Origin of the sequence: Prauserella sp. PE36 (assembly GCF_003311655.1) — a bacterium.
GTDB classification, from domain to species: domain Bacteria; phylum Actinomycetota; class Actinomycetes; order Mycobacteriales; family Pseudonocardiaceae; genus Prauserella_A; species Prauserella_A endophytica.
Map to the genome: position 1 here is coordinate 217,728 of NZ_QEQT01000059.1, position 17,418 is coordinate 235,145.

The window sequence follows — 17,418 nt, forward strand, 5'->3', positions numbered from 1 at the left end:
AGCATGAGTAGCGGCAACGGGCCAGAACCCCGTCCCACCGACGAAGAGCTCTCGGCGATGAGCCGGGAGGAGCTCCTTCGCCTGGGCGGCAAGCTGGACGGCGTCGAGATCGTCAACTACCCGGACCCCTGGCCGGTCAAGGGCACCAAGGCGGAGAAGCGCGCCGAGCGCGCCGTCGCACTGTGGTTCCTGATCTCGGCGCTCGCGGGTGCGGGGTTCTTCGCGGCCCTCATCTGGTGGCCGTGGGAGTTCCAGCCGCCCGCGAACCAGGACGGGTACTTCTGGTACAGCCTGTACACCCCGGTGCTCGGCATCACGCTGGGCGTTTCGGTGCTCGCGCTCGCGATCGGCGTGCTGCTCTACAGCAAGAAGTTCATCCCCGCCGAGCTCGCCGTGCAGCAGCGCAGCGACAACATGGGCGAGGGCTCCGCCGAGATCGACCGCAAGACCTTCGTCGCCCACCTCTCGGACGCGGGGGACCGCAGCACCATCGCGCGGCGCTCGCTCATCAAGCGCAGCGCCGGCCTCGGCGCCGGTGTGCTGGGCCTCGGCACCGTGGCGCTGCCGCTCGCCGGGTTCGTCGAGAACCCGTGGAAGGACGCGAACGGCAAGGACTCGCTGGCCCACACCGGCTGGAAGCCCTCCTTCCCCGGCGAGGTCGTCTACCTGCGCCGCCACACCGGCGACTTCGGCGAGGTCTCCCTGGTGCGCCCGGAGGACCTCGACGCGGGCGCCATCGAGACGGTGTACCCGTTCCGGGAGTCCGAGCGGGACGACCACGACGCGCTCGTCCACGCGCTCAAGCGCGCGGACAACCCCGTGATGCTGATCCGCCTGCGCCCCGACGACGCCGCGAGGGTCGTCAAGCGCAAGGGCCAGGAGGACTTCAACTACGGCGACTACTACGCCTACACCAAGATCTGCAGCCACGTCGGATGCCCGACCTCGCTGTACGAGCAGCGGACCAACCGGATCCTCTGCCCGTGCCACCAGTCGCAGTTCGACGCACTGCAGTACGCCAAGCCCGTCTTCGGTCCGGCTACTCGCGCTCTGGCGCAACTGCCCATCACGGTGCACAGTGATGGGTACCTGATCGCGCGGCACGACTTCATCGAGCCGATCGGACCTGGTTACTGGGAGCGGAAGTCATGAGCTCACTCACCACGCCGACCAAGGGCTCCAGCGCTCTCCAGCGGCACGCCGCGGCCGCCGGCGACAACGCCGACCGGCGTTACGTGGCGGCCAAGGGCCTCCGGCACCAGATGAACAAGGTCTTCCCGACGCACTGGTCGTTCCTGCTCGGGGAGATCGCGCTCTACAGCTTCATCGTCCTGATCCTCTCCGGGGTGTACCTGACGCTGTTCTTCGACCCCTCGATGGAGGAGGTCGTCTATAACGGGCCGTACCAGAACCTGCAGGGCATCGAGATGTCCCGGGCGTTCGAGAGCACGCTCGAGATCTCGTTCGAGGTCAGGGGCGGCCTGTTCATCCGGCAGGTGCACCACTGGGCGGCGCTGATCTTCGTCGCGGCGATGATGGTGCACATGTTCCGGGTGTTCTTCACCGGAGCGTTCCGCCGTCCGCGCGAGGCCAACTGGGTCATCGGCGCGCTGCTGCTCATCCTGGGCATGTTCGAGGGCTTCTTCGGCTACTCGCTCCCGGACGACCTGCTCTCCGGTACCGGTATCCGCGCGACCCTCTCCGGCATCGTGCTCTCGGTTCCCGTCGCGGGGACATGGCTGCACTGGGCGTTGTTCGGCGGGGAGTTCCCCGGCACGGTGATCGTGCCGCGCATGTACGCGCTGCATATTCTGATCATCCCGGGCATCATGCTCGCACTGGTGGCGGTGCACCTCGCGCTGGTCTGGTACCAGAAGCACACGCAGTTCCCCGGTGTCCGCCGCAAGGAGACCAACGTCGTCGGCGTGCGCATCATGCCGGTGTTCGCCGTCAAGGCCGGTGCGTTCTTCGCGGTGGTCACGGGCTTCACCGCGCTCATGTCGGGTCTGTTCCAGATCAACGCCGTGTGGAACCTGGGGCCGTACAACCCGTCACAGGTGTCGGCGGGTTCACAACCCGACTGGTATCTCGCCTGGGCGGACGGCATCCTACGTATCTGGCCAGCGTGGGAGCTCTACATCGGCAACTACACGGTCCCGCCGGTGTTCTTCGCCGGTGCGATCGGTATGGGCATCCTGTTCACGGTGCTGATCGCGTACCCGTTCATCGAACGGAAGCTGTCCAAGGACACCGGTCACCACAACCTGCTGCAGCGTCCGCGTGACGCACCGGTGAGGACCAGCCTCGGCGTCATGGCGATCACGTTCTTCATGGTGCTCGAGATGTCCGGCTTCAACGACATCATCGCGTACACGTTCGACATCTCGCTGAACGCGACGACGTGGGCAGGCCGGATCGGGGTGCTGATCGCACCGCCGCTGGCGTACTACATCACCTACCGGATCTGTCTCGGCCTGCAGCGGTCCGACCGCGAGGTGCTGGAACACGGTGTGGAGACCGGCATCATCAAGCGGCTCCCGCACGGTGAGTTCATCGAGATCCACCAGCCGCTCGGCCCGGTGGACGACCACGGTCACCCGGTGGAGCTGGAGTACCAGGGCGCGCCGGTGCCGAAGAAGATGAACAAGCTCGGCACCGCGGGTCAGCCGGTCGCGGGCGGCTGGCTCTCGCCGGACCCGGCGGAGGAGACCGCGGCCCTCGAGGCCGCAAGGGCCCACGGGAACGGCCAGACCAGCGACCGCGAGCTGGAGGCCCCGCAGCCCGAAGAGGCCGGCGCGGGCACCCGCGAGCACTAGGTTCGCCAACAGCCCCCAAGGCCACCTTTGTTGCGCTCAACGCAACAAAGGTGGCCTTGGGGGCTTTTTCGCGGGCTCGGGTCAGTCGGCTTCGATGCCGATGTCGAAGGCCGACTCGGTGTCGGCGCGCGAGTACGAGCGGAAGGCGATGTGGGTGTCGGTGTCGAGCACCCCGGAGACCTTGCTGATCTTGGTGGGGATCAGGTCGGCGAGGCCCTCGTGGGTGGGCACGCGGACGATGGCGATGAGGTCGACGTCGCCCGCGCACGAGTACACCTCCGCCACCCCCTCGATGTCCGCGATCGCCTGTGCGGTCTCGGGGATGCTGTCCGCGGCGGCGTGAATCAGGACGATCGCGGTGATCAACGGTGGCCTCCTCGCAAGGGCATGGGCTTCTCCGCCGTGATCGTAGCCCTGAGCGCGGTTCAGGACCTGGAGCGGCGCCGCAACGTCAGCGCGAGGGCCACGACGGTCGCGGCCAGGTACACCGCGGCGAGGACCGGGTGAACGCCGTCCAGGGAGAAGAGGACGTAACCCTCGCCGATGCCTGCCAGCGTGCCGACCACGACGAGCGTGACCAGAGCCCACCGGCTGCCGAGCCGGAACTGCCAGAGCACGCTGCACCACGTGGGCAGCAGGCAGAGGCACAGCGCGGTCGGCAGGGTGTCGTCGGCGTCAAGGGCGGCCCAGTCGGGCCACGTCAGGCCGCCGCTCGGCAGCAAGGCGGAGAACGCGACGAGCAGCTGGCCCGCCGCGGCCGCGATCGCCACGCCCCAGGCGACCACCGCCGAGCGCGAGGCCGCGGGGGCGGTACGCGGTGCCGCGCTGGCGAAGTGGGCGCTCGCTGAATCTGAGTACGACAGCACCGCGGCCGCAACGAGGAAGACGGCTCGCAGCGCCCCGGCCCAGACGAGGACCGTCAGCAGCGGATCGCCCTCGGGCAGCGAGCTCAGCACGATCACGTCGAACACCGTGCTCAGTACGAAGAACCCGGCGAGTCCGCTGAGCGCCGCCCTGGCGAGCGGCCTTCCTGCGGCGAACCGCAGCAGCGCCCACACCACGAGTGCCAGCAGGATGAGGCTCCCCACCGGGTTCGAGTCGTCCTCGGGCGCACCGAGCCGGCTCAGCAGCACTACCGGCAACGTCAGGACCAGTCCGGTGACCCACAGCCAGAACGCCACGCGGACCGAACGGGGCTCGCTCACCGGACCCGCCTGCGGCTGCTGTGTCGTCGTCATGCCGGACAGCGTGGCCCCGGACGCCGACGGTGCTGCCGGCGTTGACCGGTTGCTGTCAACGCTCAGCCCACGTGCTCCAGCGCGTTGGCCGTGGCGGCGCGGTCGAGCCAGGGGCGCCAGCCACCGGCTCCGTGCGCGGGCTCGGCCCATGGTGTCGCCGTGCGCACCAGCCGAACCCCTGGCCGGGTGAGCCAGCGCAGCAGCACGCCCGCCTCCTCGGCCGCGGCGCCGCGGAGCGGTCCCGGCCCCGGCAGCACCGTCTCCGCCGATGCCACGAGCGCCTCGACCACGGGCATCGGCGGCACGCCCCGGCGCGCGACACCGGCCGAGGCGAGCCGCCCGTGCCGCAGCACCGCGAACTCCCAGCCGCCCGAGCCGTCCGGAGCCGCGCCGACCAGCTCGGGGATCGCCGCGAGCGCCGCGAGCCGGTGGCGTCGCTCGACGCCGCGCAGCAGGGTGACCAGCTCGTCGCGCCTGCGCGCAGCCTGCTCGAAGTGCTCGGCCTCGGCGAGCGCGTCGACGTGCTCGCGGGCCGCGTGCAGCGCCGTGTTGTCCGTGCCCTCCACGAGGTCGGTCACGAGCCGCACCGACGGCGCGTACTCGGCGACACTCTGCCTGCCCGCGCACGGAGCCCCGCAGCGGCCCAGTTCGGCCAGCACACACGGCTTGGCGCTCGCCCCGGTCGCGGGGATCCGCTGGGTGCACGTCCGCAGGCGCGTGGCGCTCGCGAGCGCGTCGGCGGCGACCTTCGCGCGCGCCTGCGAGCTGAACGGGCCGAGCGCGCCGTCCCGCACCTGCCGGACCACCGACAACCGGGGGAACGCCTCGTCGGTGAGCACCACCCACCAGGCGTTGCGCGGGTTCTTCGACCTCCGGTTGTAGGCGGGGCGGTGGGCGCCGAGCAGGCGCAGCTCCCGGACCTGCGCCTCCAGCGCGTGTGAGCACTCGATGCCCTCCACACGCTCGGCGAGCCCGACCATCTCCCTGATCCGCCCCCTGCTGTCGGAGCCGGTGAAGTACTGCCGCACGCGGCGGCGCAGGTTGCCCGCGGTGCCGACGTACAGCACCTCGTCGCTGGGACCGCGGAAGAGGTACACCCCGGGTCGTTCGGGCAGATGTGCGGCCATGCCCCGCTTGCGGCGCTGCGCGGGAGTGACGTCCGGCAGGTAGTCGAGCAGTTCCTCCAGCGAGTGCACGCCGACCGAGCCGACCCGCTCCAGGAGCGCGTGCAGCACGTCGACCGTCGCCCGCGCGTCGTCGAGCGCGCGGTGGGTCGGTTTGGTCCGCGCGCCCACCAGCGTCGCGAGCGCGGCGAGCCGGTAGCTGCGCGTGTCCTGTGGGGAGAGGACCCTGCGCGCGAGCTTCAGCGTGCACACCACCGGCGGGCGCGGCCACGCGTAGCCGTGCCCCTGGCACGCCGCCTTCAGGAACCCGACGTCGAATCCCGAGTTGTGGGCCACGAGCACGGAGCCGGAGGCGAACTCGAGGAAGGCGGGCAGCACGCGTTCGATGCGCGGCGCCGCCTGCACCATCGCCGTGGTGATGCCGGTGAGCGCGACGATCTGCGGCGGGATGGGCGCCCTGGGGTCGACGAGCGTGGCGAACTCGCCGAGCACCTCGCCGCCGCGCACCTTGACGGCCCCGATCTCGGTGATCCCCTCCGGGCCCGGCGGCGCGCCCGTGGTCTCGAGGTCGACGACGACGAACGTGGTGTCTCGCAGGGGAGTTCCGAGCTCGTCGAACGTCAGCTGCATGATCGGCACCCTAGGAAGGACCACCGACAATCTTTCGTCTCCGGTTCACCGTCCCGTCGCCGGGCGTGCGCCCGCGCCCGCGAGGATCGCCCCGACTGACGCGTGGAGGCGAGAATGCGATTGCTGCGGGCATTGCGGCGGGCACTGACGATCGTGCTGGTGACGGGCATGCTGCTGGGGATGGTGAACGGCGCCGCCTCGGCGGGCGGGCAAGGGGCGCGGGTGCTCACCGTGCTCTCGTTCAACATCCACCACGCGCAGGGCACCGACGACGTGCTCGACCTCGAGCGCATCGCGCGGGTGATCAAGAACAGCCGGGCCGACGTCGTGGGCCTGCAGGAGGTCGACCGGCACTACTCGGAGCGCAGCGAGTGGGCAGACCAGGCGGGCGAGCTCGCGGAGCTGCTCGGGTACCACGTGGTCTTCGGTGCCAACATCGACCGTGACCCGCCCGCGGCGGGCCGGCCCCGGATCCAGTACGGCACGGCGATCCTGTCCCGGTACCCGATCACGGACTGGGAGAACACGTACCTCTCGCGCTCGCCGAACCAGGAGCAGCGCGGACTGCTGCACGCGGAGCTGGACGTCCGTGGGGTGCCCGTGCACGTGTACAACACCCACCTCGCCGCGAGTTCGCAGACCGACCGCGCCGCGCAGACCCGCGAGATCGTGGAACTGGCGGGCGGCACGCCGCGTTCGGTGCTGGTGGGCGACCTCAACGCGCTGCCCGGATCGCCGGAGATCCGCACGCTCGACGCTGCGTTCACCGACGCGTGGACGGTGTCCGGGCGCGGCGACGGCGCGACCTACCCTGCCGAGGACCCCGACCGGCGCATCGACTACGTCTACACCGGGGCCGACGTGCGGCCGGTGTGGACGAAGGTGCTGGCCACGGAGCCCGCGGCCTCGGACCACCTGCCGGTGGCGGCTCGCCTGGTGATCCCATAGGGCGCGGTCCGGCGGTCCGGAAATTAAGCTTGATGGATGCTGCCGTCGTCCGCGCACTCCGAACGGCCCGAGGGGGACCTCCCCGGGCCGGCCGCCGGCGTGCCCGGCGAGGCCCCCGTCAGCACTGACGACGAGGGCGAGGAGCTCGACTGGCTCGGCCTGCCCGAGGCCATCCGCGAGCGCATCGCCGAGCTCGCGGCCTCGGCGCTCGGCAGGCTGCCCGCCGACGACGTCCCTCGGCAGCTGCGGCCGGTCGCGCGGTTCGCCCCGGCCAAGCGGGCCAGGGTCGGTGGCACCGCGCTCCTGACCGGCCTGCGCGACTCGAGCCGGTTCCGCACCGCCGTGCTGGAGTGGCTGCGCGAGCACCGCTATGACGCGCTCGATCCGAACGCGGAGGACTCCGTCGCCGCCGCGGCGGCCGCCGTGCTGCTCGGCACGTCCAGTGCGACCTCGCGTATCCGCCTGGTCGCCAAGAACGCCGAGGAGACCGCGTTGCGGGCCGAACGCGACGCGGCACTGGCCAGGGCACGGCGCCTGGAGGCCGAGCTGGAGCGGGTGCGCGGCGAGCTGGAGCAGGCCCGCGCCGCGACCGAGGAGGCGAGGGGCGAGCGAGAGGCCGAGCTGGAGAAGCTGCGCGGCAGGCTCCGTGAACAGGGCGTGGCGCTGCGGCAGGCCAAGGACGCCGCCGAGCTGGCGAGAGCCGAGGCCGAGCGGGCGGGCTCCGGCCGCAGCGCCGAGATCGAGAGCCTCACGGCCCAGCTGGAACGGGAACGGCAGCGCGTCGCGACGGAGCGGGCGCGGGCGGAACGGGCGCTCGCCGAGGCAGAAACCGCGCGGCAGTCGGCGCGCGAGGCGAGGGACGCCGACGAGGTGCGCCTTTCGCTGCTGCTCGACACGCTCGGCGGCGCCGTCGACGGCCTGCGCCGTGAGCTGTCCGTCGGTGAGACCCGCCGCAGGCCGGCCGACACCGTGCGCGGAGCCGGCAGCGGGCGGCGCGACGGCGACCGCGTGCACGACCCCGTGATCCTCGACCGCCTGCTGAGCCTGCCCAAGGTCCACGTGATCGTGGACGGCTACAACGTCACCAAGACCGGCTACCCCGATCTGACACTGGCCGAGCAGCGCAACCGCCTGATCGGCCAGCTCTCCGCGCTGGCGGCCCGCACCGGCGCCGAGCTGACGGTGGTGTTCGACGGCGCCGGGGTGACCTCGATCCCCGCCACCACACCGCGTGGCGTGCGGGTGTTGTTCTCCGATCCCGGCGTGCTCGCCGACGACGTGATCCGCTCGCTCGTCTCCACCGAGCCGAGTGGCAGGCCGATGATTGTCGTGACGTCCGACCAGGCCGTCGTCACGTCGGTGCGCGGGGACGGCGCCCACGCCGTCCCCTCTGCGGTCTTCCTCACCCGGCTCGGCCGCGTCTAGCTCAGCCTCGCGCACGGGCGCGTGACGATCTTGTGCACGGATCGTTGTCACTGCTGAGTCGGTGCGTGCGGAGGTCGCGGAAATGCGGGTGGGTGGGCTGCTGGTCACGATGGTGCTGGCCGGGTCGATGCTGCTCCCGGTACCGGCGGCGGCGCAGGAACCGCCACACCCGCCGACCGATCCCGGTGACCTGCGGGTCGAGGCCGGGATCGCGCCGGGCTCCCCGGTGCCCGACCCGAGGCCGGGGGAGGCCTTCGCCGATCCGGTGGTGGCCGACCTGCAGCGTGCCGCGAGCCAGGTGCAGCGCGAGCTCGGGCAGCTCTCCGGCCAGATCCAGGGTGCACAGCAGAAGGTCGACCAGGCGGCCTCGAGGCTCGCGACGGCCAGGGCGCAACGCGAGCGGGCCGAGGCGGCGCTGGCCGCGCAGCAGCAGGAGATCGACCAGTTCTCGCGCTCGGTGTTCACGGCGATGGGCAGGGCCGACGAGTTCCGGCTGCTCGTGACCGCGGCCAGCCCCGAGGAGCTGCTCGGCGGCACGTCACTGCTGAACCGGCTGAGGGTCGAGCAGGATCAGCGGCTGGTCGGCGCGCTCACGCGGCAGCGTGAGGCCGTCGCCGCCGAGCGGGCCGCCGAGGCCGACGAACGGGCCGCCGCCGAGAGCGTGGCGGAGCTGGAGCGCCGCAGCGGCGACGCGACCAACCGTGCCGACGCCGTCTCGGCCGAGCTGCGTGACCCGATCGACGCGGCGAACGCGGCCGTCGTCGCGCAGCAGCGGGCGCAGCAGCAGCGCAACAGCGAGACCGCGGCGAGCTGGCGCGCCTACCTCGGCAGGCTCGACGCCGCGGGCATCGAGCCGCCACCCGCCGCGACGCTGCGTGACCCGGCGCTGCTGCCGGCCGGGCTGCGGGCGTTGCCGGGCAAGGACGGCAAGCCGCAGGCCGGGGTCGCTCAGATCGGCGTGAACGGCCAGCGGCTGCTCGTCCTGCCCCGGGAGACGATCAACGCCGTTTCGGCCGCCGTGGAGGCACTGGGCAGGCCGTACGTGCCGAGGGAGGGCGGCGAGGGTCCGGTGGCCTACTCGTGCGACGGGCTGGTGCGCTCCGTCTTCACGAAGGCGGGCCTCGCGCTTCCGCCCGCGGCCGCCGAGCAGTTCGCCAGGGGACGGCCGGTGCCCGCCGCCGACGCGCAGCCCGGCGACCTCGTCTTCGTCGGTCCCGCGCGCTACGGCGTGCAGTCGGTGGGCATCGTGCTCGACGAGCGGACCATGCTCGTCGCCGACGCGCGCCTCGCCGGTGTCGTCGTGGCCGACCGGCCGGCCGGAGAAAGCCTGCTGGGCGTGGTGCGGCCCGCGCTCGGGCAGCGCTCGGCCGGGGCCGTCCCCCAACGCGCGGACGGTGAGCTGACCTGGCGCTGCGGTGGCGTGGAGCTGCCGCCGAGGCGGACCGGCGCCGCCGGAGCCGACGAGGCCGCGGGCGCGTGGGGCGGCTACCCCAACGGGCTCATCCCCGGTGCGGCGATGTGTCCCATCGGCGTGGGCTCGCACGTGCTGCGCTGCGACGCCGCGCAGTCGTTCCAGGCGATGTCGCGGGCGTACGCGGCCACGTTCGGCGAGACACTGTGCCTCACCGACTCCTACCGGACGTTCTCCGCGCAGGTGGATCTGTACCGCCGCAAACCGTCGCTCGCGGCCGTTCCCGGGACGAGCAACCACGGCTGGGGCCTCGCTGTCGACCTGTGTGGCGGCGCCGAGTCGTTCGGCACGCCGCAGTACGGCTGGCTCGCGGTGAACGCCCGCGCGTTCGGCTGGGTCAACCCGGGCTGGGCGCGGCAGGGCGGCGGCCGGGAGGAGCCGTGGCACTGGGAGTTCGTCGGCACGCCGTAGCGTGCGGTCCGGAAATTGTCGGTGGTGGTCCCTACCTTCAGCGGCATGGACTACTTCGACGAGAACACGCTGGTCATCGACTGTGACCGTTGCCAGGTCCGTGGGGACGCCTGCTCCGACTGCGTGGTGAGCGTGCTGCTGGGCGCGCCGCCGTCGGTCGAGTGGGACACCGAGGAACAGCGCGCGGTGGACGCGCTCGCGGAGGCCGGGATGGTGCCCCGCCTGCGGCTCGTGCCCGAGGGACCGAGGGGTCACAAGCGACACCGCCGGGCGGGCTGATTACTGGCGCAAACCCGATGCGCTGAGCGGTCCATCCGATCAGGTGAACGGTCGAGGCGAATACAGCGGCGCGTTTGTTGCATCTGTCACACCGAGCGACTAAGCGCTGGTCCGATGGGGGCTGGGCCTCCGGTTGGCGATTTTCGGTACCTCGCCGGTGGACGCGAGCACCGACCTTTCGTAACCTAGCCGAGATCTCGCGCCAGGCAGCCGTTCCACCAGGGTCGGCGACGCGAGGTCGCCGCCGAAGCAGCTTGCAGTCGGGGAAGCTGTGCCGGACCACTGCGCGACATCAGGTGAATGGCGGTACCCGCGGGTACCGCTGTGCCCGATGCGCCGGAGAACGCTGGAGCGTGACGAGGGCCCCCGACCTCACGCGGTCCAGTGCGCCCGGCAGGCGGCCGAGAGCAAAGGAGACACACGCGACGTGCAGTCGCATCCCGTGAAGCGCGTGGTCTCGGGCGCGCTGGCGGCCTCCGCCGTGATCGCGGTCGTCACCTTCACCCAGTCCCCGGCCACCGCAGCCCCAACCCCCGCCCCCCAGAATCCCCCCGTCCTGCAGCAGCCTTCGGGCTCCGACGCGCTCGACAAGTACCGTGAGCTGGCCGCACAGGCCGAGAAGCTCAACGAGGAGTACCTGTCGGCCGAGGAGGACCTCAAGGCCAAGGAAGGCGAGCTCCACCAGGCCAACAAGGAGCTGGAGAACGCCAGGCAGGCTCAGCGTCAGGCCATGGCGGACATCGACCGCTACCGGGTCGACGTCGACAAGTTCGCCGGTGTGTCCTTCACCAGTGGTGCCCAGCTGAACAAGCTGTCCGCGCTGCTGACCGGTGACTCCGCGCAGGACTTCCTCGACCGCTCCTCGGCGCTCGACATCCTCGCCACCGACAAGAACAAGGCGCTCAGCAAGCTGCAGGGTGCCGTCGACGCGGCGAGCTCGGCCGAGAAGCAGGCCGCGGACGCGCAGCGCCGGGCGCAGCAGGCCAAGGACGCCGCCGCCCGCCTCACCGCGGACCTGGAGTCCCGCAAGGAGCGTCTCGACCAGCAGGTCGAGGACCTCGCCGAGCAGGCGGGCCTGCTCAGCGACTCGGACGTGGCCGCGCAACAGGACACCGGCCCCGACGTCGGCCCGATCTCCGCGCCCGGCGCGGCCGCCCAGGCCGCGGTCGACGCCGCGATGAGCGTGCGGGGCAGCCCGTACGGCTGGGGCGACACCGGTCCGAACTCGTTCGACTGCTCGGGCCTCACGCAGTGGGCCTACTCGCAGGCGGGCATCAGCATCCCGCGCACGAGCAGCTCGCAGTCGACGTACGGCCAGGCCGTGTCGCGTGACCAGCTGCAGCCGGGCGACCTGGTGTTCTTCTACTCGCCCGTCTCGCACGTCGGGATGTACATCGGCAACGGCATGATGGTGCACGCGCCCACCGAGGGCGACGTCGTCAAGGTCTCGCCGCTGCAGGACGAGTACAGCGGAGCGCGCAGGGTCGCGTGACGGCTTCCACCGCCGGGGCGGGATAGTCTCCAGCCATGCGCCGCACGCTCTTGGTGACGAACGACTTCCCGCCCCGGCCGGGTGGAATCCAGTCCTATCTGCACGCACTGGCCACCCGGCTGCCCGCCGACGACCTGGTGGTCTACGCGCCGTCGTGGGAGCGCGGTTCCGGCTCGCACCGGGCGTTCGACGCCGAGGCTCCGTTCGAAGTCGTCCGGCATCCCACCTCTCTCATGCTGCCTACGCCGGATGTGTTGCGGCGAGCCAGGAAAACCCTCCGCGTCCGAGGCTGTGAGGCCGTGTGGTTCGGTGCGGCGGCCCCGCTCGCGCTACTCGGTAGTCCACTGAGGACAGCCGGAGCGCAGCGCGTGGTGGCCTGCACTCACGGCCACGAGGTCGGCTGGTCAATGCTTCCGGCCGCACGCCAGGCGTTGCGGCGCATCGGCGACACCGCCGACGTGGTGACCTACGTCAGCGACTACACGCGCCGCCGGTTCGCTGCGGCCTTCGGCCCGCTCGCCGGCCTCGAGCACCTGCCCTCCGGCGTCGACCCCGACCGGTTCCGGCCCGACGACGCGGCGCGCGAGGAGATTCGCAAACGTCACGACCTCGGCGACCGGCCCGTCATGGTGTGCGTGTCCCGGCTCGTGCCCCGCAAGGGGCAGGACATGCTCGTGCGCGCACTGCCCGAGCTGCGCAGGCGGGTTCCGGACGCGGCGCTGCTGCTCGTCGGCGGGGGCCCCTACCGCAAGCGGCTCACCGAGCTGGCCCGCGAGAACGGCGTCGAGCAGCACGTGGTGCTCACGGGCTCGGTGCCGTGGGAGGAGCTGCCCGCGCACTACGCGGCGGGTGACGTCTTCGCGATGCCGGCGAGGACGCGGGGCAAGGGGCTCGACGTGGAGGGCCTCGGCATCGTCTACCTGGAGGCGTCGGCGACGGGGCTGCCCGTGGTGGCGGGCAACTCGGGCGGTGCGCCGGAGACCGTGCTCGACGAGGTGACCGGGCACGTCGTTGACGGGCGCAGGCTTGATCAGCTCGTGGACACCGTCGCCCCGCTGCTCGCGGATCCGGTGCGCGCGCGGCGCATGGGCGAGGCAGGCCGCGCTTGGGTCAGCGAGCACTGGCGGTGGGACATCCTGGCGAGCCGGCTCGCGGCGATGCTCGACGGAACCCCGGTCACGCAGGCGGGCTGATCCGCATCGCCGGGTTGCGCGGATGGTCCATCCGCACCACGACGTCCGCCGTCTCGTCGGGCCGCACCTCCCGGTCGTAGCGCGTGTACGCGGGCAGTGCCCATGCCTCGTCGCGGGGCAGCGTCCGCTCGCGTGCGGCGGGGGAGAGCCACAGGTGGACGGCGAGTTCGACCGCGAGGCCCCGGCCCAGCAGCAGCTCGCCGTCGAGCAGCAGCACGGCCCCGTTCGGCAGCCGCGTGCGGCGCAGGCGGTGGGCGCGGTCGCGGTCGCGGTCCCACAGCGCGGGCAGCACCTCGCCGCTGCCGTCCGGCGCGAGCGGGTCGAGCACCTCGCGCCGCAGCGCGGAGACGTCGAGCCAGTCCTCGTAGCGGACGTCCGGGTCGTGACGGCCCCGTTCGAGCCGCAGTGACGCCGGGCGCAGGAAGTCCCACGCCGACACACGCAGCACCTCGCGGCCGAGCACGCGCAGCGGGTCGACGAGTGCGTCGGCCAGCCGAGCCGGTTCCGGGCCCGCTCCGTCGACGACGACCCTGGTCCACGGACGCGCGGGCAGGTCCGCGATGCGGTCGGTGAGCTCGTCGACGAGCCGTTCCGGCGAGATGGGCCGGTAGCTCACGGTGTCACCCCCGTGAGCACCGTGTCGACCAGCTCGCGCACGGCCGCCTTGCGCGGGCTCTCGCCCCGGCCCAGCACGCGCAGCCAGAGCGCCCCGGCGAGCAGATCCATGATCAGCTTCGGGTCGGCGTCGGCGCGCAGCTCGCCGCGTTCGACGGCGCGCTCGAACACCACCCGCTCCCTGCGCAGCCGGTCGGCGAAGAATGCGCGGGCGAACGCGGCGAGCTCGGGCCGGTGGGTCGCGGCGCCCAGCACCGCGGTGACCACGGCCCCCGTCGCCCTGCCCGTGAGCAGCCGCAGGATCTGCTCGACCAGCGCGCACAGGTCCTCGCGGAGGGTCCCGGTGTCGGGCACGTTCAGCTCGAGCAGATTCGCGTCGGTGAGCGCCGCGCCCAGCAGTGCGTCCTTCGACGGCCACCAGCGGTAGATCGTCGTCTTGTTCACGCCCGAACGGGCCGCGACGCCCTCGATGGTGAGGCCGTCGTAGCCGCGTTCGGTGAGGAGCGCGAGCGTGGCGGCGTACACGTCCTCCGCTCGGCGCGGTCCGCTGGCCGGCATCGGCCTATACTACAACGCAACGGTGCGTTGCGTTGTGAGGAGTCGTGCGATGGCAGGAAAAGACGTGGTGCCGAAGTCGGTCACGTGGGGGCTGTTCGTCGCCTGGGCGGTGCACGACGCCGAGGAGCTGGTGACGATGCCAGGCTGGGTGGGCCGGTCCCGGCAGCGACTGACCACACGGCTGCCGTGGGTGCCCGCACGGGTGTGGGACCGGCTCGACGTGTCGCGAACGCACGCCACGGTCGCGATCGGGCTCATGGGCGGGGTGCTGGCCGCCGCGTCGTTCGCCGGGGCCCGCACGGGCGGCCGCAGCGGTCTCTACCAGGCGGTGCTGACCGGCTTCGGCTGGCACTCGCTGACCCACGTCGCGCAGGCCGTCGCCACCGGTGGGTATGCGCCGGGCGTGGTGACCGCGCCGACGGTGGTGGCGCCCTTTTCGTTGTGGGCCCGGCGAAAGCTGCGTGCGGCCGGGATCGACCGCGACGGCGGCGCGTGGTCGCTCGTCCTGCTGCCCGTGGTGCTCGCCGCCGTGCACGGCGCCGCGAGCCGGATAGAGGGGCACTCGCGCGCGGGCTGAACCGTTGAACGGGTGCGGACGAACCGAAGCGGGGAGGCAGGCGTGGACTTCGGGACCAGGCTCGGTGACGACTTCGTGCAGGACCCGCACCGGATCGGGCGGCTGCTGCGGGAGGAGGGGCCGGTGCGCCAGGTGACTCTGCGCCGCGGCCTGCCCGCGTGGCTCGTCACCTCCTACGCCGAGGCCAGGTCGCTGCTCGCGGACCCGAGGCTCGCGAAGGACGCGAGCAAACGCCCGCAGCTGTTCCCGCGCGCGGCGACCGGGGATGAGCCCTCGCCGTTCTCCCGCATGATCGCGGCGCACCTGCTCAACAGCGACCCGCCCGACCACACTCGCCTGCGCAGGCTCGTCGCCAAGGCGTTCACCGGCAGGACCGTCGCGCGCCTGCGCCCGCGCATCGAGCAGATCGCCGACGAGCTGCTCGACGACCTCGCCGGCTCGGCAGAGGTGGACCTGGTGGAGTCCTATGCGTTTCCCTTGCCCATCACGGTGATCTGCGAGCTGCTCGGCGTGCCGAGCGAGGACCGGGATCGCTTCCGCGCGTGGTCGGCGACGCTGATCTCGCCTGCCGACGCGGACGAGCTCGGCCGCGCCTCCCACGAGCTGGCCGCCTACCTGATCACGTTGCTTGACCGCAAACGCGAGGCACCGGCGGACGACCTGCTGTCGGACCTCGTGCACACCTCCGACGAGGGCGACCAGCTGTCGCAGGCCGAGCTGGTGTCCATGGCCTTCCTGTTGCTGGTGGCCGGCCACGAGACGACCGTGAGCCTGATCGCGAACGGGGTGCTCGCGCTGCTGCGCGAGCCGGATCAGCTCGCGGCCCTGCGGGCCGATCCGTCGCTGTTGCCCGGCGCCGTCGAGGAGTTCCTCCGCTTCGACGGGCCCATCAATCTCGCGACGCTGCGCTACACCACCGAGCCGGTGCGCGTCGGTGACGTGGAGCTACCCGAGAACGCGTTCGTGTTGGTCTCGCTGCTGGCCGCCAACCGCGACGAGGCGCGGTTTCCCGATCCGGACCGGCTCGACATCACGCGGTCCGCGAACGGGCATCTCGCGTTCGGTCACGGTATCCACTACTGCGTCGGCGCGCCGCTGGCGCGGCTGGAAGGCGAGATCGCGATCGGCAGGCTGCTCCACCGGTTCGGTGACCTACGGCTCGCCGGGGCCGAGGACGGCCTGCGCTGGCGCGACAGCACGCTCGTGCACGCGCTGGAGTCGCTTCGCGTGCGGCTGAGCTGAGGCGGGGCGGCGCACATCACGTCCTCGCACCGGCGGCCGCGCCTACAGTGCTGCCATGCGTCAGGACGAGCTGCTCGCACTCGATGCCGAGCACGTGTGGCACCCGTACGGCCCGATGCCGGCGACGGTGCCTCCGCTGCTGGTCAGCGAGGCCGAGGGCGTTCGGATCCGCCTCGCCGACGGGCGCGAGCTGATCGACGGCATGTCGTCGTGGTGGGCCGCGATCCACGGCTACCGGCACCCGGTCCTCGACGCGGCACTCACCGAACAGGCGGGGCGCATGAGCCACGTGATGTTCGGCGGGCTGACCCACGAGCCCGCGATCCGGCTCGCCACCACGCTCGTCGACCTCGCGCCCGACGGCCTGCGGCACGTCTTCCTGTGCGACTCGGGATCGGTCTCGGTGGAGGTCGCCGTCAAGATGTGCCTGCAGTACCAGCGCTCCCTGGGCAGGCCGGGCAAGCGCAGGCTGCTGACCTGGCGCGGCGGCTACCACGGGGACACGTTCCACCCGATGAGCGTGTGCGACCCCGAGGGCGGCATGCACGCGCTGTGGCGTGGGGTGCTGCCGGAGCAGGTGTTCGTGCCCGCGCCGCCCCCTGGCTTCGCGGCCGGCCTCGATCAGTCCTATGTGGACGACCTGGTCCGTGCGGTAGAGCGGAACGCGGACGAGCTGGCCGCCGTGATCGTCGAACCGGTCGTCCAGGGCGCGGGCGGGATGCGGTTCCACAGCCCGGAGTACCTGCGCGTGCTGCGCGAGGTCACCGAGGCGAACGACGTGCTGCTGGTGTTCGACGAGATCGCCACGGGCTTCGGGCGCACCGGCCGGATGTTCGCCGCCGAGCACGCCGGCGTGACGCCGGACGTGCTGTGTGTCGGCAAGGCGCTGACCGGCGGCTACCTCACCATGGCCGCCGCGCTGTGCACGCCGGAGCTGGCCGCCGGGATCTCGCGTGGCGAGCTGCCCGTGCTCGCGCACGGCCCGACGTTCATGGGGAATCCGCTGTCCTGCGCCGTCGCGAACGCGTCTCTCGGCCTGCTCGCCAAGGGCACGTGGCGCGACGACGTTCGCCGCATCGAAAGCCTGCTGCGTGCCGGACTGGCCCCGGCGGCCGACGTGCCCGGGGTGGTGGACGTCCGCGTGCTCGGAGCGATCGGCGTGGTGCAGCTCGACCGCCAGGTGGATCTGGCGAGGGCGACGGCGGCCCTCGTCGAGCGGGGCGTCTGGCTGCGCCCGTTCCGCGATCTCCTCTACACCATGCCGCCGTACGTCGCAGCTGACGACGACGTTGCGCGGGTTGCTGACGCCATGGTCCAGACCGCGCGAGCGGTGTGATCGCTTCAAGATCACCTCTTCGGGTCGAGCCGCGCGGAAGGCCTGATCGTCGATCACTTCCTG

General features: G+C 72.1%; 16 protein-coding genes. 11 read left to right on the plus strand and 5 right to left on the minus strand.

Annotation, left to right across the window (positions count from 1 at the left end; all coding sequences use genetic code 11):
- Positions 1 to 3: 3 nt before the first annotated feature.
- A complete protein-coding gene (locus DI005_RS14645; RefSeq protein WP_113642463.1) occupies positions 4 to 1,152 on the plus strand; it encodes a ubiquinol-cytochrome c reductase iron-sulfur subunit in 1,149 nt (382 codons plus the stop codon).
- Positions 1,149 to 2,816: a cytochrome bc complex cytochrome b subunit gene (locus DI005_RS14650; RefSeq protein WP_112275053.1), complete on the plus strand. Its 1,668-nt coding sequence runs from the start codon at positions 1,149 to 1,151 to the stop codon at positions 2,814 to 2,816. The genes DI005_RS14645 and DI005_RS14650 overlap by 4 nt, the downstream gene beginning before the upstream one ends.
- An 81-nt stretch (positions 2,817 to 2,897) precedes the next feature.
- Here DI005_RS14650 and DI005_RS14655 read toward each other — a convergent pair whose 3' ends face one another.
- From DI005_RS14655 to DI005_RS14665, 3 genes are all read right to left on the minus strand, one after another.
- Positions 2,898 to 3,182, minus strand: coding sequence for an Lrp/AsnC family transcriptional regulator (locus tag DI005_RS14655; protein ID WP_110342461.1), 285 nt, complete (start codon positions 3,180 to 3,182; stop codon positions 2,898 to 2,900).
- 59 nt (positions 3,183 to 3,241) lie between these two features.
- On the minus strand, positions 3,242 to 4,054 hold the full coding sequence (locus DI005_RS14660; RefSeq protein ID WP_113642465.1) for a hypothetical protein: 813 nt from the start codon (positions 4,052 to 4,054) through the stop codon (positions 3,242 to 3,244).
- Between the two features lie 62 nt (positions 4,055 to 4,116).
- Positions 4,117 to 5,808, minus strand: a complete 1,692-nt coding sequence (locus DI005_RS14665) for a DEDD exonuclease domain-containing protein (protein ID WP_112275321.1) — start codon at positions 5,806 to 5,808, stop codon at positions 4,117 to 4,119.
- A 114-nt stretch (positions 5,809 to 5,922) separates the two neighbouring features.
- On the opposite strand from DI005_RS14665, the gene DI005_RS14670 reads away from it, so the two are divergent.
- From DI005_RS14670 to DI005_RS14695, 6 genes are all read left to right on the plus strand, one after another.
- Entirely contained in the window at positions 5,923 to 6,756 is an 834-nt protein-coding gene (locus DI005_RS14670; protein WP_113642467.1) for an endonuclease/exonuclease/phosphatase family protein, read from the plus strand.
- Positions 6,757 to 6,792: 36 nt separating this feature from the next.
- Positions 6,793 to 8,181 (plus strand): NYN domain-containing protein, encoded by a 1,389-nt coding sequence (locus DI005_RS14675; protein ID WP_112275056.1) that lies wholly within the window; start codon positions 6,793 to 6,795, stop codon positions 8,179 to 8,181.
- An 82-nt stretch (positions 8,182 to 8,263) separates the two neighbouring features.
- A complete protein-coding gene (locus DI005_RS14680) occupies positions 8,264 to 10,063 on the plus strand; it encodes a D-alanyl-D-alanine carboxypeptidase family protein (protein WP_113642468.1) in 1,800 nt (599 codons plus the stop codon).
- 45 nt (positions 10,064 to 10,108) lie between these two features.
- Entirely contained in the window at positions 10,109 to 10,342 is a 234-nt protein-coding gene (locus DI005_RS14685) for a hypothetical protein (protein WP_112275059.1), read from the plus strand.
- A gap of 427 nt (positions 10,343 to 10,769) precedes the next feature.
- On the plus strand, positions 10,770 to 11,834 hold the full coding sequence (locus tag DI005_RS14690; RefSeq protein WP_199542801.1) for a C40 family peptidase: 1,065 nt from the start codon (positions 10,770 to 10,772) through the stop codon (positions 11,832 to 11,834).
- A gap of 35 nt (positions 11,835 to 11,869) precedes the next feature.
- A complete protein-coding gene (locus DI005_RS14695; RefSeq protein WP_113642469.1) occupies positions 11,870 to 13,027 on the plus strand; it encodes a glycosyltransferase family 4 protein in 1,158 nt (385 codons plus the stop codon).
- Here the strand turns inward: DI005_RS14695 and DI005_RS14700 are convergent.
- Together DI005_RS14700 and DI005_RS14705 are read right to left on the minus strand one after the other, a co-directional pair.
- Positions 13,011 to 13,643 carry a uridine kinase gene (locus DI005_RS14700; RefSeq protein ID WP_112275065.1) on the minus strand — a complete coding sequence of 211 codons (633 nt, stop codon included), beginning with the start codon at positions 13,641 to 13,643 and terminating at the stop codon, positions 13,011 to 13,013. The two genes, DI005_RS14695 and DI005_RS14700, sit on opposite strands and share 17 nt — an antisense overlap.
- The gene (locus DI005_RS14705; RefSeq protein ID WP_113642471.1) at positions 13,640 to 14,200 is read right to left on the minus strand and encodes a TetR/AcrR family transcriptional regulator; all 561 of its coding nucleotides are present in this window, start codon (positions 14,198 to 14,200) and stop codon (positions 13,640 to 13,642) included. Before DI005_RS14705 ends, DI005_RS14700 begins: the two co-directional genes overlap by 4 nt.
- Before the next feature lie 49 nt (positions 14,201 to 14,249).
- On the opposite strand from DI005_RS14705, the gene DI005_RS14710 reads away from it, so the two are divergent.
- Genes DI005_RS14710 through DI005_RS14720 form a run of 3 tightly spaced genes read left to right on the plus strand, consistent with a single transcriptional unit; the run spans position 14,250 to position 17,355 of the window.
- Entirely contained in the window at positions 14,250 to 14,777 is a 528-nt protein-coding gene (locus DI005_RS14710) for an HXXEE domain-containing protein (RefSeq protein WP_112275069.1), read from the plus strand.
- Between the two features lie 42 nt (positions 14,778 to 14,819).
- Positions 14,820 to 16,019, plus strand: coding sequence for a cytochrome P450 (locus DI005_RS14715; protein WP_113642473.1), 1,200 nt, complete (start codon positions 14,820 to 14,822; stop codon positions 16,017 to 16,019).
- Positions 16,020 to 16,074: 55 nt separating this feature from the next.
- Positions 16,075 to 17,355, plus strand: a complete 1,281-nt coding sequence (locus tag DI005_RS14720) for an adenosylmethionine--8-amino-7-oxononanoate transaminase (protein WP_112275073.1) — start codon at positions 16,075 to 16,077, stop codon at positions 17,353 to 17,355.
- Positions 17,356 to 17,418 lie beyond the last annotated feature (63 nt).